Source organism: Mycolicibacterium moriokaense (assembly GCF_010726085.1).
GTDB classification, from domain to species: domain Bacteria; phylum Actinomycetota; class Actinomycetes; order Mycobacteriales; family Mycobacteriaceae; genus Mycobacterium; species Mycobacterium moriokaense.
On sequence record NZ_AP022560.1, the window covers coordinates 5,883,071 to 5,902,989 of the forward strand.

Annotated in this window: 24 protein-coding genes; 8 read left to right on the top strand and 16 right to left on the bottom strand. The window is 66.4% G+C overall.

The annotated features are described in order from the left end of the window. Positions 1-32 precede the first annotated feature (32 nt). Both G6N43_RS28705 and G6N43_RS28710 read right to left on the bottom strand, forming a co-directional pair. Positions 33-1,244, bottom strand: a complete 1,212-nt coding sequence (locus G6N43_RS28705) for an Rv0497 family membrane protein (protein WP_083150582.1) — start codon at positions 1,242-1,244, stop codon at positions 33-35. 14 nt (positions 1,245-1,258) lie between these two features. After that, positions 1,259-2,224: a Ppx/GppA family phosphatase gene (locus G6N43_RS28710; RefSeq protein WP_083150583.1), complete on the bottom strand. Its 966-nt coding sequence runs from the start codon at positions 2,222-2,224 to the stop codon at positions 1,259-1,261. Positions 2,225-2,248: 24 nt separating this feature from the next. Here G6N43_RS28710 and G6N43_RS28715 point away from each other — a divergent pair, with 24 nt between their 5' ends. Further along, positions 2,249-3,034: a DUF3109 family protein gene (locus tag G6N43_RS28715; protein ID WP_083150584.1), complete on the top strand. Its 786-nt coding sequence runs from the start codon at positions 2,249-2,251 to the stop codon at positions 3,032-3,034. Then, on the top strand, positions 3,031-3,324 hold the full coding sequence (locus tag G6N43_RS28720) for a YciI family protein (protein ID WP_179967941.1): 294 nt from the start codon (positions 3,031-3,033) through the stop codon (positions 3,322-3,324). Before G6N43_RS28715 ends, G6N43_RS28720 begins: the two co-directional genes overlap by 4 nt. Before the next feature lie 62 nt (positions 3,325-3,386). Here the strand turns inward: G6N43_RS28720 and regX are convergent, their stop codons facing one another. The 6 genes from regX to G6N43_RS28750 all read right to left on the bottom strand — a co-directional run bounded on the left by regX (position 3,387) and on the right by G6N43_RS28750 (position 9,370). Continuing rightward, the gene (regX, locus tag G6N43_RS28725) at positions 3,387-4,073 is read right to left on the bottom strand and encodes a two-component sensory transduction protein RegX (RefSeq protein WP_083150585.1); all 687 of its coding nucleotides are present in this window, start codon (positions 4,071-4,073) and stop codon (positions 3,387-3,389) included. Continuing rightward, on the bottom strand, positions 4,070-5,269 hold the full coding sequence (locus tag G6N43_RS28730) for a sensor histidine kinase (RefSeq protein ID WP_083150586.1): 1,200 nt from the start codon (positions 5,267-5,269) through the stop codon (positions 4,070-4,072). Before G6N43_RS28730 ends, regX begins: the two co-directional genes overlap by 4 nt. Positions 5,270-5,410: 141 nt before the next feature. Continuing rightward, on the bottom strand, positions 5,411-6,160 hold the full coding sequence (locus G6N43_RS28735; RefSeq protein WP_083150587.1) for a phosphoglyceromutase: 750 nt from the start codon (positions 6,158-6,160) through the stop codon (positions 5,411-5,413). A gap of 10 nt (positions 6,161-6,170) precedes the next feature. Continuing rightward, positions 6,171-6,689, bottom strand: a complete 519-nt coding sequence (locus G6N43_RS28740) for a type III secretion system chaperone family protein (RefSeq protein ID WP_083150588.1) — start codon at positions 6,687-6,689, stop codon at positions 6,171-6,173. After that, a complete protein-coding gene (mshA, locus tag G6N43_RS28745) occupies positions 6,686-8,029 on the bottom strand; it encodes a D-inositol-3-phosphate glycosyltransferase (protein ID WP_083150589.1) in 1,344 nt (447 codons plus the stop codon). The genes G6N43_RS28740 and mshA overlap by 4 nt, the downstream gene beginning before the upstream one ends. Positions 8,030-8,065: 36 nt before the next feature. Beyond that, positions 8,066-9,370 carry an ROK family protein gene (locus G6N43_RS28750; RefSeq protein WP_110810347.1) on the bottom strand — a complete coding sequence of 435 codons (1,305 nt, stop codon included), beginning with the start codon at positions 9,368-9,370 and terminating at the stop codon, positions 8,066-8,068. 182 nt (positions 9,371-9,552) lie between these two features. Here G6N43_RS28750 and G6N43_RS28755 point away from each other — a divergent pair, with 182 nt between their 5' ends. Continuing rightward, entirely contained in the window at positions 9,553-10,314 is a 762-nt protein-coding gene (locus tag G6N43_RS28755) for an SDR family oxidoreductase (RefSeq protein WP_083150591.1), read from the top strand. A 50-nt stretch (positions 10,315-10,364) separates the two neighbouring features. On the opposite strand, the gene G6N43_RS28760 is transcribed toward G6N43_RS28755, so the two are convergent. Next, positions 10,365-11,660 (bottom strand): L,D-transpeptidase, encoded by a 1,296-nt coding sequence (locus G6N43_RS28760; protein WP_083150592.1) that lies wholly within the window; start codon positions 11,658-11,660, stop codon positions 10,365-10,367. Positions 11,661-11,675: 15 nt separating this feature from the next. Further along, on the bottom strand, positions 11,676-12,731 hold the full coding sequence (locus G6N43_RS28765) for a UDP-N-acetylmuramate dehydrogenase (protein ID WP_083150593.1): 1,056 nt from the start codon (positions 12,729-12,731) through the stop codon (positions 11,676-11,678). A 26-nt stretch (positions 12,732-12,757) separates the two neighbouring features. Between G6N43_RS28765 and G6N43_RS28770 the strand changes: the two genes are divergently transcribed. Next, positions 12,758-13,270 (top strand): DUF2505 domain-containing protein, encoded by a 513-nt coding sequence (locus tag G6N43_RS28770; protein ID WP_083150594.1) that lies wholly within the window; start codon positions 12,758-12,760, stop codon positions 13,268-13,270. Here the strand turns inward: G6N43_RS28770 and G6N43_RS28775 are convergent. Both G6N43_RS28775 and G6N43_RS28780 read right to left on the bottom strand, forming a co-directional pair. After that, positions 13,254-13,847, bottom strand: coding sequence for a TetR/AcrR family transcriptional regulator (locus G6N43_RS28775; RefSeq protein WP_083150657.1), 594 nt, complete (start codon positions 13,845-13,847; stop codon positions 13,254-13,256). The two genes, G6N43_RS28770 and G6N43_RS28775, sit on opposite strands and share 17 nt — an antisense overlap. Before the next feature lie 125 nt (positions 13,848-13,972). Then, positions 13,973-14,566, bottom strand: coding sequence for a TetR/AcrR family transcriptional regulator (locus tag G6N43_RS28780; protein WP_083150595.1), 594 nt, complete (start codon positions 14,564-14,566; stop codon positions 13,973-13,975). A gap of 122 nt (positions 14,567-14,688) precedes the next feature. Here G6N43_RS28780 and G6N43_RS28785 point away from each other — a divergent pair, with 122 nt between their 5' ends. The 4 genes from G6N43_RS28785 to G6N43_RS28800 are packed head-to-tail and all read left to right on the top strand — an operon-like array spanning position 14,689 to position 17,063. Continuing rightward, positions 14,689-15,432 carry a hypothetical protein gene (locus G6N43_RS28785; protein ID WP_083150596.1) on the top strand — a complete coding sequence of 248 codons (744 nt, stop codon included), beginning with the start codon at positions 14,689-14,691 and terminating at the stop codon, positions 15,430-15,432. Beyond that, positions 15,429-16,175, top strand: a complete 747-nt coding sequence (locus G6N43_RS28790) for a hypothetical protein (RefSeq protein ID WP_083150597.1) — start codon at positions 15,429-15,431, stop codon at positions 16,173-16,175. Before G6N43_RS28785 ends, G6N43_RS28790 begins: the two co-directional genes overlap by 4 nt. Positions 16,176-16,190: 15 nt before the next feature. Continuing rightward, positions 16,191-16,778: a cytochrome c oxidase subunit 3 gene (locus G6N43_RS28795; RefSeq protein WP_083150598.1), complete on the top strand. Its 588-nt coding sequence runs from the start codon at positions 16,191-16,193 to the stop codon at positions 16,776-16,778. Positions 16,779-16,781: 3 nt separating this feature from the next. After that, positions 16,782-17,063 (top strand): cytochrome C oxidase subunit IV family protein, encoded by a 282-nt coding sequence (locus G6N43_RS28800; RefSeq protein WP_083150658.1) that lies wholly within the window; start codon positions 16,782-16,784, stop codon positions 17,061-17,063. On the opposite strand, the gene G6N43_RS28805 is transcribed toward G6N43_RS28800, so the two are convergent. The 4 genes from G6N43_RS28805 to G6N43_RS28820 all read right to left on the bottom strand — a co-directional run bounded on the left by G6N43_RS28805 (position 17,057) and on the right by G6N43_RS28820 (position 19,897). Continuing rightward, positions 17,057-17,362, bottom strand: a complete 306-nt coding sequence (locus tag G6N43_RS28805; protein ID WP_197745395.1) for a cupin domain-containing protein — start codon at positions 17,360-17,362, stop codon at positions 17,057-17,059. The genes G6N43_RS28800 and G6N43_RS28805 overlap by 7 nt on opposite strands. A 107-nt stretch (positions 17,363-17,469) precedes the next feature. Beyond that, positions 17,470-17,979 (bottom strand): Rv2253/PknI dimerization domain-containing protein, encoded by a 510-nt coding sequence (locus G6N43_RS28810; protein WP_083150600.1) that lies wholly within the window; start codon positions 17,977-17,979, stop codon positions 17,470-17,472. Beyond that, positions 17,976-19,271 (bottom strand): cytochrome P450, encoded by a 1,296-nt coding sequence (locus tag G6N43_RS28815; protein ID WP_083150601.1) that lies wholly within the window; start codon positions 19,269-19,271, stop codon positions 17,976-17,978. The genes G6N43_RS28810 and G6N43_RS28815 overlap by 4 nt, the downstream gene beginning before the upstream one ends. Beyond that, entirely contained in the window at positions 19,268-19,897 is a 630-nt protein-coding gene (locus G6N43_RS28820) for a TetR/AcrR family transcriptional regulator (protein WP_083150659.1), read from the bottom strand. The genes G6N43_RS28815 and G6N43_RS28820 overlap by 4 nt, the downstream gene beginning before the upstream one ends. Between the last annotated feature and the right edge of the window lie 22 nt (positions 19,898-19,919).

A 19,919-nucleotide genomic window follows, 5' to 3' on the forward strand; every position in this document is an offset into this window, starting at 1 on the left:
ATTCGGCGTCTATTCGCTGGCAGCGGTCGCCGTTAACCCGACTGCAGCAGCGCCAGGGGGCCCAGTGTGACCAGCGCCCCGACGGCCACCGCGATCAGCGTGCTGCCGATGTCCTCGGTCTTACGGACCACCCGGACGCCGACCACCAGGCCGAGGATCACCAGCACGGACAGCACGAGCGCGACGATGTTGTTCCACTTCCACAGCTGGTCGAATGCGACGAACAGCCCGGCGCCGAACGCGACGGCGAAAACGCACTGGCCGACGATCCACACGCCGTGCATGAACGACGACATGGCCCCGCCCGACTCGGCCTTGCGGTCGATGGCGATGACCTCGGTGTCGGCGCTGCCGCGGACGGCCGCGTCGTCGTCGACGGTGGGGCCGCCGAACAACTCGTCTCCACCGGTGCGCTGGTAGGAGGGCTTCGACGCCGCGGTGTCTTCTTCGACGTCACCGTCGGTGTCGACGGCCTCGTCGGCCTTCGTATCCGCCGAATCCGACCAGTCGAGAGCGAGCTCGTCCTCGACCGGTTCCGGATCGGGGCTCATCTCCTCGGCGTCGGGGACCACGCTGAGCCGGCGCGCGGTGCCGGACCGCCGCGGCGGCACGAAGAACGGCAGGTCGACGTCGGCTTCCCGCTGCTTGATGTGGGCCGTGTAGTCGGAAACCGCGCCGGCGTAGTCGGCTTCCTCGGCTTCCTCAGCGTCGGCTTCCTCAGCTTCCGCTTCTTCAGCTTCGGCTTCCTCGACGTCTGTGACGCCTTCCGCCTCCGTGACGTCCTCCGCCTCGGCTTCGGTTGCAGCGTCGGGGTCTTCAGCCTCTTCGACCTCAGCCTCTTCGACCTCAGCCTCTTCGACCTCGTCGGCATGCTCGACCACGCCGTTGCCGGCAGCGGGGCTACTCAGGTCGGTGGGCTCGGCCTCAGGTTCGGCCTCGGCTTCGGGTTGGGCCTCGGGTTCGGCCTTAGCGGCGGCAGGTTCCTCGGCGACGGGCTGCTCGGGCTCGGCAGGCTCCTCGACGGGCTTTTCGGCGGGCTCTTCGACGACGGGCTGACGGGCGAGGTCACGATCGGTGATGATCGGGATTTCGCCGGTCAGCTCAGCGACGGAGATCGTGCCGGTAGCGCCGCGACGACGCCTGCGGCGTCCACCTGCAGGCGGGGCACCGATGGTGCCGTTGCGCGCCAGCAACTCCGCGACCGAGATCGGTCGCGTGTTCTGGCTGTCGTCTGATCTTGTCATCGTCTTTCTGCCGGTCAGCGTCGCTGCACGGACGTCTCCACCAAGGCGGTTCCATCAGCCTCGCTGTCGAGTTTCCGCAGAATCAGCCCTTCCCGCAATGCCCAGGGGCAGATATCCACACAATCGACATCAAGGGCTTTCATGCTCGCCTCAGCTACCAACGCTCCGGCCACGATCTGCGGCGCGCGCTCGGCACTCACTCCTTCCAATTCCGCACGGTCGGCCGCGGTCATCCTAGAGATGAATGCTATGAGCTGCCTCAGCCCGGTCGCTGTGAGCGTCCTTTTCACGCGCGGACCTGCCCCGGACGGCGCCGCGCCGGTGAGGCGGGCCAGCGAGCGGAACGTCTTGGACGTCGCCACCGCCAGATCCGGCGGGCCGGCCTTGAGCATCTCGGCACCGGCGTCGGCTAACTCCGTCGCCAGCCAGTCGCGGAGCATCGCCACGCGGCGCCGGCCCGGCGGATCGTCGGGCAGCCACTCCCGGGTCAGCCTGCCCGCGCCGAGGGGTAGCGACAGCGCCACCTCGGGCTCCTCGTCGACGCCGTTCGACAGCTCCAGCGAGCCGCCGCCGATGTCGATGTTGATGATGCGTCCCGCACTCCACCCGTACCAGCGACGCACCGCCAGGAACGTCAGCCGGGACTCGTCGACCCCGGTGAGCACCTGCAGGGCGACACCGGTCTCGGCATGCACCCTCGCCAAGACTTCCTCGGAGTTCTTCGCATCGCGGACAGCGGAGGTGGCGAAGGCCATCAACTCTGCGCAGCCCGAACTCGCCGCGATCTTCGAGAACTCGTCGAGGGTGCTGATCAATTTGTCGGCACCCTTGCGGGTGAGCTTGCCGTTGTTGTCTATTGCCTCGGCCAGACGCAGCGAGGCCTTGGTGGAACTCATGGGTGTCGGATGGCCGCCGCGACGCGCGTCCACCACGAGGAGGTGGACGGTATTGCTGCCGACATCCAGCACGCCTAATCGCACCCTTTCAACCTAATAGGTTTACCGTTGAAAACTGTGAGCGCATCGCATCCCGGTGAGGTTGAACTCGACTTTGCCCGAGAGTGGGTCGAGTTCTACGACCCCGACAACCCCGAACATCTGATCGCCGCGGACATGACCTGGCTGCTGTCCCGGTGGACGTGTGTGTTCGGCACGCCCGCCTGCCAGGGCACGGTGGAGGGCAGACCTGACGACGGCTGCTGCTCGCACGGCGCGTTCATGTCCGACAAGGACGACATCGCCAACCTGGACGCGGCGGTGAAACTCCTGACCGATGAGGATTGGCAGTTCCGCGAGAAGGGGCTCGGCAAAAAGGGTTACCTCGAGATGGACGAGTACGACGACAAGCCCAACCTGCGCACCCGAAAGTACAAGGGCGCCTGCATTTTTCTGAATCGCCCCGGCTTCCCCGGCGGCATCGGATGCGCCCTGCACTCGAAGGCGCTCAAGATGGGCGTCGAGCCGATGACGCTCAAACCCGAGGTGTGTTGGCAGCTGCCGATCCGCCGCACCCAGGAATGGGTGGAGCGCCCGGACGGCAGCGAGATCCTCAAGACGTGGATCACCGAGTACGACCGACGCGGCTGGGGGGAGGGCGGTGCCGACTTGCACTGGTACTGCACGGGTGACCCGAATGCGCACGTCGGTAAGAAGCAGGTGTGGGAGTCCTACCGCCCGGAACTCACCGAGCTGATCGGCGAGAAGGCCTACGCCGAGTTGGCCGCAATGTGTAAGCGGCGCAGCGCTTTAGGGCTGATCGCCGTGCACCCCGCGACACGCGCAGCCGAATGAGCCTGTTCTTCTTCCGACTGATACCTCCGCGAGCCGATTTCGCGCAGACGATGACACCCGCCGAGCAGCAGGCGATGGCCGACCATCAGGAGTACTGGCAGCAGCTGCTGCGCGAAGGCCGGGTCGTGGTCTACGGTCCGGTAGCCGATCCCGAAGGGGTGTGGGGATTGGGCGTGCTGCGCGTCGCCGATCGCGCCGAGGCATTGGCCGTCGCCGAGAGCGACCCGTCAGTCACCGCGGGCGTCAACACCTTCGAGGTGTTCGAGATCCTCGGCGGCGTCACCGCATAATGTTGCGATTTGGGCGTGCGTGGTCTCGCTGAGCGAGACTGAGCACGCCGAAATCGCAAAAATCAACCCTCGAGTTTGTAGCCCAAGCCGCGAACGGTGATCAGGTGCACCGGATTCGCGGGGTCGGCCTCGATCTTCGACCGCAGCCGCTTCACATGCACATCGAGGGTTTTCGTGTCACCGACGTAGTCGGCGCCCCACACCCGGTCGATGAGCTGACCGCGTGTCAACACCCGTCCGCTGTTGCGCATCAGGTACTCGAGCAGGTCGAACTCCTTGAGCGGCAACGTGATCGGTTCGCCATTGACCGATACGACGTGCCGCTCGACGTCCATCCGCACCGGCCCGGCCTCCAGCACTCCGTCGCCGATCCCGTTGTCGTCGTTGTCGTTACCGCGACGCAGCACCGCGCGAATACGCGCGATCAGCTCCCGCGCCGAGTACGGCTTGGTGACATAGTCGTCGGCGCCGAGCTCCAGCCCGACGACCTTGTCGATCTCGCTGTCCCGCGCCGTCACCATGATCACGGGAACACTTGAGCGCAAACGCAATTGCTTACACACATCGGTGCCGCTCATGCCCGGAAGCATCAGGTCCAGCAGGACGATGTCGGCACCGGCCCGCTCGAATTCGGCCAGGGCCGAGGGCCCATCGGCCACCACGGTGGCCTCGAAGCCCTCCTTGCGCAGGAGAAAGGCCAGGGGATCGGCCAAGGACTCCTCGTCCTCCACGATCAACACGCTGGTCATCTGTCTAGCTGGTCCTCTCGTTCGGTGTGCACTTCTGGGTCTTCGTCACCCTGAGGGAACGCCGGAATCGACAGGGTGAAGGTCGATCCCGTGCCCGGCTGACTCCACAGCCGGATGGATCCGTTGTGGTTGGCGGCGACGTGTTTGACGATCGCCAGCCCGAGCCCGGTGCCGCCGGTGGCCCGGGACCGCGCCTTGTCGACGCGGAAGAACCGTTCGAATACCCGCTCCTGATCCGCGCTCGCGATGCCGATACCGCGGTCGGTGACGGCGATCTCGATGTTGTCGCCGCGACGGCGCCTGCTGATCGACACCGACGAACCGTTCGGCGAGTACGCGATGGCGTTCGACACCAGGTTGGCGATCGCGGTGACCAACAGCGCCTGGTCGCCGAGCACGCGGTATCCGGTCGGCGCATCGGTGGTGATCGCGATGTCGGCGTTGTCGGCGGCCACCTTGTACCGCGACAGCGCCTCGGCGACCACGGTGTCGACGTCGACGGCTTCGAGGTCGGGCAGCGGCTCGGCGCCCTGCAACCGGGACAGCTCGATCAGCTCACCGACCATGTTGGCCAGCCGGTTCGACTCGGTCAGCATCTTCTCGGCGAACCGGCGCACCGTCTCGGGGTCGTCCGCCGATGCCAGCACCGCCTCGGCGAGCACTCCCATCGCGCCGACGGGCGTCTTGAGTTCGTGGCTGACGTTGGCGACGAAGTCGCGGCGCGTCGCCTCCATCCGGGCGTGTTCGGACTGGTCGTCGACGTAGACGACGGCGAAACGGCGATCCTGTTCGGTCAGCAGGCGGACGTGGCCGCGCACCGACAGGCCGGAGCGGCCAGGGTGGGCGCGTTTGCGCGGCGACAGGTCGACCTCGACGTCCTCGCCGGTGGTCAAGGTGCGTTCGGCGGCCAGCCAGGCGCGGTCGTCGAGCAGCCTGTCGCGGACCAGCCCCAGCTCACGGGCCCGGTCGTTGGTGTAGACCACGTCACGGTAGGTGTCGACCACCACGATCCCGACCGGCGACTGCGAAACGATGTGGGCGAGCATCTGCGAGACGGTGATGCCCGTCTGCGCGGTTACCCGGCGCTGCCTCCGCTCCTGTAGACGGGGCGCCAGCCCCGTCCCGAGCGCCACCCCGATCACCAGGGTGAGCAGTGCGACGGATGCTGCGAGGAGCACCGCCGTAAGCACACTCACGCGAAAAGCGTACGCATCCGGTGAACGTCATCCCAGCAGCGTGCGGCCAAAACGGGACATGTCACATACGGAATCGCCGAAATTCGAACCCCGGCTGTCCGCTGTTAACCCGCCGTTTTCCGAAAAGACCCGTTTGAGGGCCTACTTCGCGCCCTGGGCCGCAACAGCGGCCGCGCCGGCCGCTGCCGCCTCCGGGTCCAGGTAGGTGCCGCCGGCGACCTTCGGCTTGAGGTTCTCGTCCAGGTCGTAGCGCAGCGGGATGCCGGTGGGGATGTTGAGGCCGACGACGTCCTCGTCCGACATCCCGTCCAGGTACTTCACCAGCGCGCGCAGCGAGTTGCCGTGCGCGGCGATCAGCACGGTCTTGCCGGCGCGCAGGTCGGGCTCGATGGTGCTGGTGTAGTAGGGCACGAACCGCTCGACGACGTCCTTGAGGCATTCCGTAAGGGGCGTTCCGCCCTCGATGTCGGCGTAACGCGGGTCGCCGTCCTGGCTGTAGGTGCTGCCCGGCTCGATCGGCGGCGGCGGGGTGTCGTAGCTGCGGCGCCACTTCATGAACTGATCGTCGCCGTACTTCTCCTTGGTCTCCGCCTTGTTCAGGCCCTGCAGCGCGCCGTAGTGCCGCTCGTTGAGCCGCCAGTTGCGGTGCACCGGGATCCAGTGCCGGTCGGCGGCGTCCAGCGCGAGATTCGCGGTGGTGATCGCCCGGCGCAGTAGCGATGTGTACAGCACGTCGGGCAGGCGATCGAGTTCCTTGATCAGCTCGCCGGCGCGCACCGCCTCGGCCCTGCCCTTGTCGGTGAGGTCGACATCGACCCAGCCGGTGAACAGGTTCAGCGCGTTCCATTCGCTCTCACCGTGGCGGAGCAGGATCAGCGTGGAGTCTCCCATGCCGAAGAGACTATCCCGAGTCGGATTCGTCGTCCTCGTCGTCGATGAGGTGAGCGAAGGCCTGCAGGTTCTTCAGCGACTCGCCGCGCGACACCCGCCACTCCCACTCTTTCTGGATCGACGACCGAAAACCCAACTCCAGCAACGTGTTGAAGTCCGAATCGACGGCCTCGAGCACCTGGCCGAGCACCCGGTCGATCTCGTCGGGTGTGACGGACGCCAACGACATCCGGCCGACGAGGTAGATGTCGCCGACGTTGTCGAGGGTGTAGGCGACGCCGTAGAGACGGCGATTGCGCTTCAGCAGAAAGCGGTAGACACCCTCGTGGTTCTCGTCGGGCTTACGACAGACGAACGCCTCGACGCGGACCGAGTGTTCGCCGATCGACAGGATGGTGTTGGTCTTCAGCCGCCGCTCGCCGGGCAGTTCGACGATGATGCCGGGCAGCCCGCCGTGCGCACCCTCGTGGCGGGTACACACGAGGCCGTTCTCCTTGCAGGTCTGCTCGATGATCTCCGCAGGGTTCACGCCCGAACTCCACGACGGATCGAAAATCGCCTGCCGGCGCGCCTGGCCGCAACGTCTTTGCGCTGACGTGCGCGGTAGTCGGCGATCGCGCGGCCGTAGCTTTCCAGCAGGGCGTCGACGGTGCGGGCCCACGAGAACGTGGCGGCGTGTCCGACGGCGGCGTCGCTCATGGTCTGCGGGCCTCGGTCCAGTAGCGCACCGATGGCCTTCGCCCAGTCGTCGACGTCGTGGCCGTCGACCAGCGTCCCGGTGACCCCGTCGCGCACCGCGACCGGCAGCCCGCCGACAGCCGCGGCGACCACCGGGGTGCCACAGGCCTGCGCCTCGATGGCGACGAGTCCGAACGACTCCGAATAGCTGGGCACGGCAACCAAATCGGCGGCCCGATATACCTCGACGAGTCGCTCGCGCGACTGCGGCGGCAGGAACGTCACATGTGCGGAGATACCCAGTTCCTCGGCCAATCGAATCAACGACTCGGGCGCGGCCAGTCCGCTGCCGGACGGTCCGCCCGCGACCAGCACCCGCAGCGCGCTGAACCGGTCGGTGAGCCGAGCGGCCGCGCGCAGCAACACATCCGGCGCCTTCAGCGGTTGGATCCGCCCCACGAACGCCAGCACCTGCTCGTCATCGGACAGGCCGAGTGCGGCACGGGCGGCGGCGCGATCGCCGGGCGTGAACACTTCGAGGTCGACACCGGGGTGGACGACGTCGATGCGGGCGGGGTCGGCGTTATGCAGCGAAACCAGTTGCTGCGCTTCGGTTTCGGTGTTGACGATCAGCCGGTCGGCCTCGTCGACCACCTGTTGTTCACCGACCGCGCGCAACGGCGGCTCGGGAGCGTCGCCGTCGGCCAGCGCCGCGTTCTTCACCGCGGCCAGGGTGTGCGCGGTGTGCACGAGCGGGACCGCCCATCGGTCGCGTGCCAACCAACCCACCTGACCCGACAGCCAGTAATGCGAATGCACGATGTCGTAGTAGCCGGGCTCGTGGGTGGCCTCGGCGCGCAGTACGCCTGCGGTGAAGGCGCACAACTGGGTGGGCAGGTCGTATTTGTCCAGGCCTTCGAACGGGCCGGCGACGACGTTGCGAACGAGCACCCCCGGCGCCACGTGGACGACGGGCGCATCGGTAGACGACGTCGCCCTGGTGAAGATCTCCACCTCGACCCCGCGCCGAGCCATGTGCAGCGCGCTCTGCAGGACGTAGACGTTCATCCCGCCTGCGTCGCCGGTGCCGGGCTGCGCCAAGGGCGACGTGTGCACCGACAACACGGCTACTCGTCGGGGAACCCCGAGACCGGCGACGTCCGGTCGGCTCAGATCCGTGGCTGGGCGCACACAGTCATGTCTACACCGTGCGGTGACGGCGGTTTGTCACGCACTCACTTCGGGGCGTCGGTTCAGCGCCCGCTTCATCGCCCCGATCGGATCGGCGTAGAGCCCGACGAGGGACACCACACCGGCGCCGGCCTCCTGCACCCGGTTGCCGAACGCCGTCAACCGGATCTGCCGCGGCGGCATCACCGACCGTGCGGCGTAGGCCGCCTCGACCAGTTCCATGCCCTCCGGATACTCGGTGAAGGCCTGGCCACCGACCACAAGATCGTCGGGATTGAGCATGTCGCGCAGCAGGGCCACGGCCTCGCCCAGCACCCTGGCCCGCTCGGCGAGCAGCGCCTGCGCTTGCTCATTGCCTCCCCTGGCGGCACGCAGCACCGCCGACATCGTCGACGATGGCCCGTCGCCTGCGATGATCCGTGCCTTGCGGGCGGCGATCAGCACGGCCTCGTCGCTCACGGTGGACTCCAGCTGACCGGTGCCACCGAGGAGTTCGGAGTGGGCGGGCAGCGCGGCGATGGTGCCGGGACCGCTCGCGGGTGAGTGCACCCGTCCGCCGATGGACAGCGCGTAGCCGACGGTCTCGCGGGCGTAGACGTAGAGGCTGGTCGAGCTGGCCGCCGGGGCCACGCCCGCGATCTCGTTGACGGGCAGCCGACGCGCACCGAGCAGCAGTTCGGCACCGGCCATCGCGTCGACGTGCGAGGCGACCGACACCGGCAGTCCGAGCGCCTCGGCGAGCACCGGGCCGACGGGGGCGTCCGACCAGCCCAGCCGCGGATGGTCGAGGTAGCCCGTCGCGCTGTCGACGACACCGCCCGCGGCGACACCGACCCACAGCGGGCGGCGGCGGTGCCAGCGGGCCAGATAGCGACGGGCGCTGGCCGCCAGTGAGGCCAGCGCGGCGGCCTGCGGTCCCCGAGGTGTCGGGGTCTCGACCACGTCGAGCGTGCGGCCGAACAGGTCGGTGGCGACGATGCTGGTGGTGCGGGCGCCGATGTGGATGCCCAGGGTCAGATACGGCTCGTGGTTGACCTCGACCGGGACGCGCGGGCGGCCGATGGCGCCGGAGACGGCCAGGTCAGCGCGTTCCCGCAGCACACCCGCGTCGAGCAGCGCGGTGACCTGACGGTTGACCGTCGCGATGCTGAGCTGGGTGACCTGGGCGATGACGTCACGCGCGATCGGGCCGCGCAGGCGGGCGGCCCCGAAGACGGATCCCGCCGCGGCCTCGGCCACCCGCAGTGACGGGGCGACGACGTGGTGGCGGGCGAGCAGCGCACGCTTGGCGTGAGCGGCGGAAGAGGGCTTACGAAGAGTGGTGGCGGTTGCAGTGCGCACGGGGGTTGTCCTTTTGTGAAGTCGGCCGGTGGGTTCGGTTGCCGCCCCGGCGACTGTCAATCAGGACAGCGGAATCAGGAGCGGCGAGGTGCGCAACAACAACAACAACAGTGCCGCGTGGTGCGGGCAGCCTGGCTCCTGGACATAGGGGTGAACTTAGCACGCCAACTAAAGTTGGGCCTATGACGACACCAGAGCCCGACAAGCGCGTCGCTGTGGTCACCGGCGCCAGCGCCGGGATCGGTGCGGCAACCGCGAAAACCCTTGCAGCCCTTGGCTTTCATGTGGTTTGCGCGGCCCGCCGAGCCGAGCCCATCAAGGCCCTCGCCGACGAGATCGGCGGGACCGCAATTGTGACGGACGTCACTAATCAGGACTCCGTGAATGCGCTGGCAGACAGCCTGAACAGGGTCGATGTGCTGGTGAACAACGCCGGCGGGGCGCGCGGACTGGAGCCGATCGCGGAGGCGGACGTCGACCATTGGCGCTGGATGTGGGAGGCCAACGTGCTCGGCACGCTGCTGGTCACCCGGGCGCTGCTGCCGAAGCTGATCGACTCGGGCGATGGGCTGATCGTCACGGTCACGTCGATCGCGGCCGTCGAGATCTACGACAACGGCGGCGGCTATACGTCCGCCAAGCACGCCCAGGGCGTACTGCACCGCACTCTGCGCAGCGAGCTACTCGGAAAACCGGTGCGGCTCACCGAAGTTGCGCCCGGCATGGTGAAGACGGACTTCTCGCTGAACCGCTTCGAGGGCGACGAGGAGCGCGCGGCCAAGGTCTACGAAGGTGTCACGCCGCTGGTGGCCGAGGACATCGCCGAGGTGATCGGCTTCGTCGCCAGTCGGCCGTCGCACGTCGACCTGGATCTGATCGTGGTGAGGCCGCGGGATCAGGTCAGCGGGGCGAGCGGCTCCCGTTTCAACCGCCGATCCCAGTGATTTGTGTGCGTTCGCGAGCGGTGAGCGCTCCTGAATGCACACAAATCGCATTAGCGGCCGGGGCCGCCGACGGGTTGTGGCGCACCCGACGGCGTCGCGGGCGCCGTGCTCGGGATCCCCGCGGGTGAGGCCTCGGACGTCAGCGCCGACATCGACTTCCACTCGTCCCACGGAATCGCCCAGTCCCAGATGTCGCCGTCGGCGTACGACAGCTGGATCCGCGTCCCGGTCACCTCGACCGGATCGCCGTATATCGCGGTGTTGAAGTACTGCTCGGCGTCCTCGGTCGACAGGTTGATGCAGCCGTTGGTGACGTTGCTGTTGCCCTGCGCACCGGAGCTCGCCGGGTTGGCGTGGATGAATTCGCCGTTGTTGGAGATCCGCACGGCGAACCGCTCGCGGATGTTCGCGTAGCCCGCGGCGGGGTTGGTCATGTAGAAGTCCTCGTACTTCTCGGTGACCACGTGGATGCCGCTACGGGTAACGTTGCGGTCCACGTCGCCCTCGCCGTAGCTGCACGGGAAGTCCATGATCACCGCGCCTGCGCCGTCGAGCACCTGGATGCGGTGCGACGAGGCCTCGGCCTTGACCACCTGGCGCCTGCCGATCTCGAACGTCAGCGTCGAGTCCTGCGCGCCGTAGGCGCCGTCGCCGAACGGGACGCCGTAGAGCCGTGCGTCGACGTGCACCTTGGTGCCCGGCGGGTAGTACTCCTTGGTCCGCCAGTGCACCCGCGACCCGCCGACCTCGTCGGGCAGCCAAGCCCAGCTGCCCTCGACCTTCGGCTCGGTGGTGACCTTGAGCGCACGCTCGACGGACGCCTTGTCGCTGATCGACGCGTCGAACTGGATGATGATCGGCGCCGCGACGCCGACGACCTGACCGTCGGCGAGCTGGAAGCGACCGTTGACCTGAGTAGTCGGAACGACGGTCGAGAAGCTGCCCGAGACCGGGACCGCCTTGCCGTCGCGACCGACCACCGAACCGTCCCAGGTGTATTCGACGCCGTAGCCGAGCGGCTCGGTGACGTTGAACGCGGTGCGGGCCCGGTTGAGCGCACCCGCAATGACCTTGCCCTCGGGGTTGGTCAACTTCACGCGCTGGAACCAGCCGTCGGAGACCTTCACGCCGATGGGCGCCGTTGGCACCACGTCGGCGGTGGAATCGGCAGGCTCGAAGGACAGCGTCGGAGCGGACGGTGCACTCGCCTCGCCTGGTGTGGTCGGCGACGACTGTTTCGAACAGGCAGCCAAGGCGCCCGGCGCGATCACCCCGACCGCCAGTGCGGCCAAGGCATGCCGTCGGGATACCGCCGGCATGGAGGGCACGGCGTCGGCTGGCTTCACGTGGACCCAGCGTACCTAGAGAGTGGCCCCGATCAGAATCGGCTCGGGGGTGAGTCGGATTCCGAATGCGGCTTCGACACCGTCGCGCACCGCCCTGGCCAGCGCGATCACGTCGGCAGTCGTCGCGCTGCCGCGGTTCGTCAGCGCCAGCGCATGCTTCGTCGACAGCCGCGCCGGGGCGCCGTCACCCGGATAGCCCTTCGCAAACCCCGCTCGCTCCACGAGCCAGCCCGCGGCCAACTTGACGCCCCCCGGCGCCGGATAGTTGGGCACCTCGCCCTCGACGCGGCTGCGCAGCTGCTCGAACACCTCGGGTGCGACGACGGGGTTGGTGAAGAACGATCCCACGCTCCAGGTGTCGTGGTCGGCCTCGTCGAGCACCATCCCCTTGCGGGCCCGCAACGCCAGCACCGCCTCCCGCACCCGCGCCGGGTCAACCCGCGAATCTGGTTCTGCGCCAAGCGCGTTGGTCAACTCGCCGTAGCGCAGCGGCGCGCTGCGACCGTCGGGGTTCAGCTCGAACTCCACCTCGAGCACGATCGCCGCCGCCGAATGCTTGAGGACGGACGTGCGGTAGCCGAACTGCAGCGTGGACGGTTCGACCCACCGGTCCTCGCCGGCGCGGCGGTCCAGAAGTCGCACCCGCCGGATGGTGTCGGCCACCTCGGCGCCGTACGCGCCGACGTTCTGCACCGGTGTGGCCCCTGCGGAGCCCGGGATGCCCGACAGGCACTCCAGCCCGCCCAGACCGTGCGCCAGCGAGGTCACGACGACGTCGTCCCACACCGCGCCCGCCTCGGCGCGCACGATGTTGCCGACGACGGTGATCTCGGTGTTGGCGAGCAGCACCACGTCGAGGTCGGTCAACTCGTCGGACAGCACCACGTTGGATCCGCCCGCCAGCACCAGGGCGTCGCTGTCGGGGCCGAGCGCACGGCTCGCCTCGATCACCTTCTCGGTGGTGTCGCAGGTGATAAGCCGACGTGCGACGGGCCCCACACGCAGAGTGGTCAGCGGCGCCAGCGGCACCGACTCGGAGACGGACGCGCCGCCTATGAGCGAAGTGACCACGGGCGGTAACGGTAGCCTGGCCAGCTATGCCGCGTTCATTCGACATGGCTACCGAATACGAGGGCACTGTCGAACAGGTCCACAGCGCATTCCGCGAGGAACGGTACTGGCTGGCCCGGTTGACGGAGTCCGGCGCCGACGCCTACTCGCTGGACAGGCTGATCGTCGACGACGACGGTGGCATCGACATCGTGACGACTCAGGCGGTGCTGGCCCACCGCCTGCCCGGGATCGTTCAGCAGTTCCACCGCGGCGATCTGGTGTTGATCCGAGAAGAGGTGTGGGCGCCGATCCGCGACGACCAGGCGACCGCGACCATCAAGCTTCGGATCGAGGATGCCCCGGCGCATCTGAGCGGCAACGCGACGCTGTCGCCCGCAGATCCGTCGACCAGCTCGCGACTCGACTTCAAAGCCACCGTCGAGGTGAACATTCCGCTCGTCGGCGGCAAGATCGAGAACTTCATCGGGAGCCAGCTCGTCGATCTGTTGATCGCTGAACAGCGCTTCACCACGGTGTGGATCAGCGAGAGCGCGTAGGCCCAGAGCCGGCCGGGTTGACGCCGCCGAGCGCCGTCAGGCAGAACCGCCAGAGCTTCTCCTTGACGGTCTCCAGATCGCTGTCGGTGTGCTCGGCGAAGGCATAGTAGTGGTAGACCGAGCGCACGAGTACGACGAGGAACCACGAATCCCATTCGGGGTCAGGAGGATTGAGTAGGCCGGCATCGATTGCCGTCTCGATCTCGGTGCGTACCAAATCGACGAACGGCTTTTCGGCCTCCTCGAGTTCCTTCGGGAACTGCTTATGCAGGCGCCAGCGTGTCGACACCACGAATTTCGACATTGCGGCGGCGCGAGTGTCGCCGGCGAGCTGCTCCAACGTCGAGGTGATGAAGTACTTCAACCGCGCCAACGGATCGGGTAGCTCGGCGGCCGTGGCCGCCCAGCGCTCGACGGCGTTGGACATGGCATCGCCGATCACCGCGAGCAGCAGTTCGTCCTTGCTGGCGAAATAGCGGTAGAAGGTCTGCAGCGCGACGCCCGCCTCCGCGGCCAGCTCCTGAGTCGTGAAGTCGTCACCCTTGGTGTCGATCAGTGTCCGCGCGGCGTCCAGCATCTGACGCACCTGGGCGGCGATGCGCTCGCGTGACCGCTGTACCGCCGCCGATCGCTCGACGGCTCGCTCCACCCAAGACACCCCGGAAATGCTAGACCTCGACGCGGGCAGCCGCGCCGCTCACCTCACGCCGGGGTCGGCTCAATCCGCATTCCGTAGAGCGATGTTCGCACGTACTGCTCGAGCACCTGACTACGCGCCGGCTCCATCGAAGGCAGCGTGATCATCAAGGCGTAGAGCCCGACGAGGAAGAAGACGCCGCTGTAGAGCGGGTCAACGTCATGCGGGATCAGTCCCCGGTCGCGGGCGCGGCGCAACTCGTCGACCACGGCGACGATCACCGGATGGTTCGTCCAGATCTCCTCGGGAGGACGGGCGGACGAAAAGTGCAGCGCCAGAAAATCTTTGAACAACGTTGCGCCGAGCCGGTCCTCCAGGCCGCCAACGGCCTCGACGACCTTCGCCAACGCGGCAGGCAGCCCGGGCGACTCACCGAAGAATCGGATGAGCTCGCCGGCGATGCGGTCCTCTTCGCGCCGTTCCAGCTCGATCAGCACGTGTTCCTTGGTCGGAAAGTGGAAGTAGAACGTGGCGGGGCTGACGCCGGCATCCGCGGCGATGGCCTTCACGTCGGCTCCGGCCACACCCGCCCGCCGAAATTCGCCGACGGCGGCGCCCAGCAGACGCTCGCGGGTCCGCTCGCCCTTACCCGACACCATGCCCTCCAAAACTGATTCAACTCAGAAATCTATACCATCTGATGCGCACTGTGGTTCGATGACATGCAGTATTTCTGAGTCTGTGGTGCCACTGGACTGACGGTGATCAGAAATGAGGGTTGATGCAACTCGTCTCTGCGGTCGAAGACCTCCCCCGGACGTCCAACGTCCGCACCCAGTTGATGGCCCTGTGGATCACCGCGATCTCGATGGCGATCATGGCAGTCGCCTACGCGCTCTATCCCGGCTTTTGGCCGCCCATGTCCCCGCAGCTGTCGGCGCAGGAGGTCGCCGACTTCTACCGCGACAACGCCGGTTGGATCCGGTTCAGCATGGTGACCTTCAACCTGTGCGGCATCATGCTGCTCCCGCTGTTCTGCGTCATCGTCGTGCAGATCAAGCGGATGGCGACACCGAGTCAGGCCTTCGCCTACTGCTACCTGATGGCGACGGTCAGCGGCGGGACGCTCTTCGCGTTCTCCGCGATCTTCTTCGCCACCGCCGTATTTCGACCCGACCGTGACGCCGATCTTGTCCTGGTGCTCAACGATCTCGGTTGGATCGTGTTCGTGGCGCCGGTGGGCATGGCGCTGGTCCAGAACCTGATGTTGGCGATGGCGATCTACTTCGACAACGGTCCCCAACCCGTCTATCCGCGCTGGGTCGCCCATTTCTCGGTGATCGTCGCGCTCGCCATGGCGCCTTCGGCGTTCTCGATGACGGTCATGTCGGGTCCGTTCGCGTGGAACGGCGCCATCTCATTCTGGTTGCGCAACATCGCCTTTGGCACGTATCTCGTCGTCATGCTCGTAGTCACGTGGCAGGCCGTCCATCGACAGGCGGCGGAGGAAGGCCTGACCGTATGAGCGTCGACGCCACCATCGCCGACACCGACCCGTCGGCGCCGCCCGCCAGCAAGCGCACTCTCTGGATCGTGCTCTGGATCTTCCCGGTCTTCTTCGGGGTCTTCGGGATCATCTTCGTGCTGTTGTTCAGGGTCATTCCGCCGCCGCGACCCGACGTCGGCGTCGAGTACATCACCCACTACTTCGACACGCACCGCACCACGATTCTCATCGGCCTGGGACTGCTGTGTCTCGTCTGTGGCGGACACACAGTAGCCAACGGGTTTGTCACCTACCACATGAAGCGAATGACCTCCGGATCCACCTTCGCCTACGTGTACATGGGCGGACTGGCGATCGGGGCGCTGCCCGGAATGTTCCTCGTCGCCGTCTGCTGGGGAGCCGCGGCGTTGCGACCGGAGCGCGAGCCACGAATCATCGCTCTGCTCTACGACCTGGGAATGCTGTCCTTCAACGGGTCCCTCGGTTGCTTCGCCACCGCGTATCTGGCATTCGCGCTTGCCATCCTCGTGGATAAGAACCAGATCTTCCCCAAATGGCTTGCCTACCTGACGATCTGGCAGGTCGTCACAGAGGTGATCGCCACCCAGATGTGGCAGCAGACGTCGGGGCCGTTCGCCTGGAACGGGTCCATCGCCTTCTGGCTCGCGGTCATCGTCTTCGCGGTCTGGCTCAACTGTCAGTTCATGCTGCTGAAGAAGGCCACCGACGAACATCTCGCCGGCACCAGGCCGCCGGACTGAATCTAGAAGAGGGACATGACCACATCGACGTCGACACCGGCGGTGCTCGACCGCGACGACACCCACCTGCCCGGCGACGGCGCCATGTGGGTGATGGTCCTCGGCGACCTGGCGATCTTCGGTGCGTACTTCATCGTCTACATGGTGCACCGCGCGATGGCGCCGCAGGCCTTCCTCTCCGCGCAGCAGCATCTCGACGTGACCGTCGGCGTCGTCAACACGATGGTGTTGCTCACCAGTTCATGGCTGGTCGCCCGCAGCTTGTACGCCACACGGGCCGGGAGTCACCGCGAGGCGATCCGGCTCATCTACGCCGGCGGCGCCTGCGGCGTCTTGTTCATCGCCATCAAGGCCTACGAATGGTCGACGGAACTCCTTCAGGGACACACGGTTTCGAACGAGTTCTTCTCGTTCTACTACGTCCTCACCGGAGTGCACATGTTCCACGTCGCGCTCGGCCTGATCATTCTGGGGGTATGCGTGCGGGAACTGCGCAGCCCGTTGCGCCGCCGGGTCTCGCTGGTGGAGCAGGGCGCCACCTACTGGCACATGGTCGATCTGCTGTGGGTCGCGATCTTCGGCCTGCTCTACGTGATGAGGTGAGTGATGACGACAGCGATGACAGGTCTACGGGGCATCACGACCGCATGGCTGGTGCTGTGTGCCCTGACGATCGGATCCTGGTGGCTGTCACCGGCACACGGCGGTGCTGCGGCGGTACCCAGTCTGCCCATCACAGTGGCCGTGATTGTGGTCGGTTTCGTCAAGTGCCGCCTGATCATTCGTTATTTCATGGAGGTCGCGACCGCGCCCCGCTGGCTCAAGCTGGCGACCGACGGCTGGCTCGTCGCGCTGTGGACGGCCGTGCTGGTGATCTACGTCTACTGAGAATCGCGGAACCGTTGAGCCAGCGACTCGATGTGGTCCATCAGGGTCTGCAGGGCCGCCGCCGGATTCAGCTCCAGCGCCTCGGTTTCCTCCTCGTAGATCAATACATGCCCCGCGGGAAAGAAATAGGCCTCCCCGGTGGAAGCCACCTCGTCGGGCCAGTCCGAGCCCGGGAACCGGCACCGGATCCGGCCGGTGAAGACGTACCCGTAGTGCGGAACTGGGCACACCCCACCCGGTAGTCCCTGATACACCGGGGTGTGATCACCAACGCCGGTCGTGGTGTATCCGACTTCCATGTCGCCCCACTGTGCGGACCGGAATCCGCTGCCGCACAGGGGCCACCGACCGCCACCGCCGACTGGTAGGTCGGCGGGTCTGCTTACCGGCATGGACTACCTCCGCGTCAGTCGAGCTTTTCGAGCCGGAACGGTATCTCGATTTGGAGGGTGTCGTTCTTACCGCATCCGCCACTTCGTCCCCTGGTCTTGTCGATGCCTGCGAAGACCCGCGACCCCGGCTGCAGAAATCCGCTGGGTGCGACCGGGAAGAACCGGAATCGCTGATGACCCTCGATCGCGGTGCCGTCCGGACAGGGTTCCCAGTTGGGCCGAACGACGTCAACGATGTATTCACTGTTGGTGATCACTATGTCGGCACTCCATCCCTCGTCGCTGTCGACGCGACCCGAGCAGGTGATGTAGGTCGTGCACGTCATGGCGATGGTCCACGTGCTACGCACGGAGGGCAAGTCATGGTAGACCTCGTTGATCTGTGCCCAGTCACCGTTGGATGTTGCGAGGTACCTACCGTTGAGCGCCCAGTCATCCGCCTGAGCGACGGGAGCGGTTGCGACACCGGCCATTGCCGCTGCTCCGACGATCGCTGCGGCCCGCAGAGCCACCCTGCTGGTCATCGCGCGTCGTGTGGTCCCGACGGGATGGGGGTGAACCGAAGGTGCAGATCGGTCAACCCGCGCAGAATGTACGTCGGCTCGTAGGTCAACCTGCGATCGTCGGCCGGCCCGTGGAAGCGCTCATCGATTTCGATGTCCTTCATCCTCGCGAGAATGCGCTCTAGCGAGATGCGTCCCTCGACACGCGCGAGGGGCGCGCCGGGGCACGAATGCACCCCGCGGGCGAAGGCGACCTGTTCGCGGACGTTCTTGCGGTCGAGACGGAACTCATGCGGGCATTCGAAACGATCGGGGTCGCGGTTGGCCGCGCCCGGTGCGATCATCACGGTGGTGCCCGCCGGAATATCCACCCCGCCAAGTGATGTGGACCTGACGGCCAGCCGGAATTGGGTCTTGACCGGACTCTCCATCCGCAGTGTCTCTTCGATGAAGACCGGTACCAGGCTCGGATCGTCACGCAGTGTCTGCTGCAGCTCCGGGCGGTCGCACAAGATTCGCAGCGCGGCACCGAGCAGTTTCGCCGTGGTTTCCTGGCCCGCGCCGAAGAGAAAGCTTGCGGTGCGGACAACCTCGGTGACGGCAGGTACGGATCCATCCGGATACGTGGCATTGGCCAATTCGCTCAGCACGTCATCTCGTGGATCCGCGCGACGTTCTTCGATGTAGGCGGTGAACTTCTCGTCGAGGAACTGCAGCGGGTTGATCGCAGCGGCCTCGCCTTCGATGTTGCCCATCAGGTGGGGGTTGGCCAGCGCGTCGCGAAAGTTCTTGTGGTCCTCACGCGGAACGCCGAGCAGGTCGGCGACGGCCAGCAGCGAGAACGGCTTGCTGTACGCGGTGAGGAACTCGCACGCGCCATCTTCGACGAATTCGTCGAGCTGCTCGTCGGCGAGCTCCCACAAGAAATCCTGATTGGCCTTCAGGCGGCTGGGCGTCAACAACCGGCTCAGCAGTGAGCGCGCCCTGGTGTGATTCGGCGGATCCATGGCGACCATATGCTCGTGCAACGGCATCTGAGTTCGATGCGCGTCGATCTGGTGCCTGATGTCGTCGCCCTCGGGGGTGAACGGCAGCGGCGGGAACGGACCCCCGACGGACACGCAGTTCGACCACTGCTCGGCGTCTTTGTAAACCTCGAGGGTCTCCTCGTACCGCGTCACGGCGACCACACCGTGGTGCGGTTCCCGCACCACCGGCCCTTGGCTACGCAGATAGTCGAAGTAGGGCTGCGGATCGGGCACGAACGACGGGTCGGTGAAGAAGTCCTTCGCGCCGAGATCAGAATCGGTCACTGCCCATTTCCTTTCAGGTTTCCGGTGGCACCGCCCAGCGCTGTCGCGCAGAAGCGCCACAACTGATCCTTGACGCTGCCCATCATGTCCGGATCGGGATCGGCGAAGGCGTAGAAGTGATACACCGACCGCACGAGTTCACCGAGGAACCACGAATCCCATTCCGGATCCTGCGGATTGAGTTGTCCAGCTTCGATCGCGTCGTCAATAGCCTCACGCAGCAGATCGATGAACGGTTGCTCGGCTTCGGCAAGTTCTTCGGGGAATTGTCTGTGCAGCCGCCACCGGGTCGCGACCACGAATTTCGACATCGCGACGTTACGGTTGTCACCGTCGAGTCGGTCCAGTGTCGAGAGGATGAAGAAGCGGACACGGTCCAGTGGGTCTGCATAACCCGCGGCGGTATCCGCCCACCGCTCACAGGCTTCCGACATCGCGTCGCCGATGACCGCAAGCAGAAGCTCGTCCTTGCTGGTGAAGTACCGATAGAACGTTTGGAGCGCAACACCGGCCCTGACGGCCAGCTCCTGGGTGGTGAACTCGTCACCCTTCTCTTCGATGAGCGTCCTCGCGGCATCGAGCATCTGTCGCATTTGGACGGCGATCCGCGACCGTGACCGCTGCACGGCGGCCGACCGCTCGACGGCG

Coding starts and splice junctions, on each gene's coding strand:
- G6N43_RS28735 (WP_083150587.1), bottom strand. CDS start 6,160: ATGGGAGACTCCACGCTGATCCTGCTCCGCCACGGTGAGAGCGAATGG.
- G6N43_RS28810 (WP_083150600.1), bottom strand. CDS start 17,979: ATGACCAGCAGGGTGGCTCTGCGGGCCGCAGCGATCGTCGGAGCAGCG.
- G6N43_RS28785 (WP_083150596.1), top strand. CDS start 14,689: ATGCAACTCGTCTCTGCGGTCGAAGACCTCCCCCGGACGTCCAACGTC.
- G6N43_RS28770 (WP_083150594.1), top strand. CDS start 12,758: ATGCCGCGTTCATTCGACATGGCTACCGAATACGAGGGCACTGTCGAA.
- G6N43_RS28705 (WP_083150582.1), bottom strand. CDS start 1,244: ATGACAAGATCAGACGACAGCCAGAACACGCGACCGATCTCGGTCGCG.
- G6N43_RS28805 (WP_197745395.1), bottom strand. CDS start 17,362: ATGGAAGTCGGATACACCACGACCGGCGTTGGTGATCACACCCCGGTG.
- G6N43_RS28795 (WP_083150598.1), top strand. CDS start 16,191: ATGACCACATCGACGTCGACACCGGCGGTGCTCGACCGCGACGACACC.
- regX (WP_083150585.1), bottom strand. CDS start 4,073: ATGACCAGCGTGTTGATCGTGGAGGACGAGGAGTCCTTGGCCGATCCC.
- G6N43_RS28775 (WP_083150657.1), bottom strand. CDS start 13,847: ATGCTGGACGCCGCGCGGACACTGATCGACACCAAGGGTGACGACTTC.
- G6N43_RS28800 (WP_083150658.1), top strand. CDS start 16,782: ATGACGACAGCGATGACAGGTCTACGGGGCATCACGACCGCATGGCTG.
- G6N43_RS28780 (WP_083150595.1), bottom strand. CDS start 14,566: ATGGTGTCGGGTAAGGGCGAGCGGACCCGCGAGCGTCTGCTGGGCGCC.
- G6N43_RS28720 (WP_179967941.1), top strand. CDS start 3,031: ATGAGCCTGTTCTTCTTCCGACTGATACCTCCGCGAGCCGATTTCGCG.
- G6N43_RS28790 (WP_083150597.1), top strand. CDS start 15,429: ATGAGCGTCGACGCCACCATCGCCGACACCGACCCGTCGGCGCCGCCC.
- G6N43_RS28755 (WP_083150591.1), top strand. CDS start 9,553: ATGACGACACCAGAGCCCGACAAGCGCGTCGCTGTGGTCACCGGCGCC.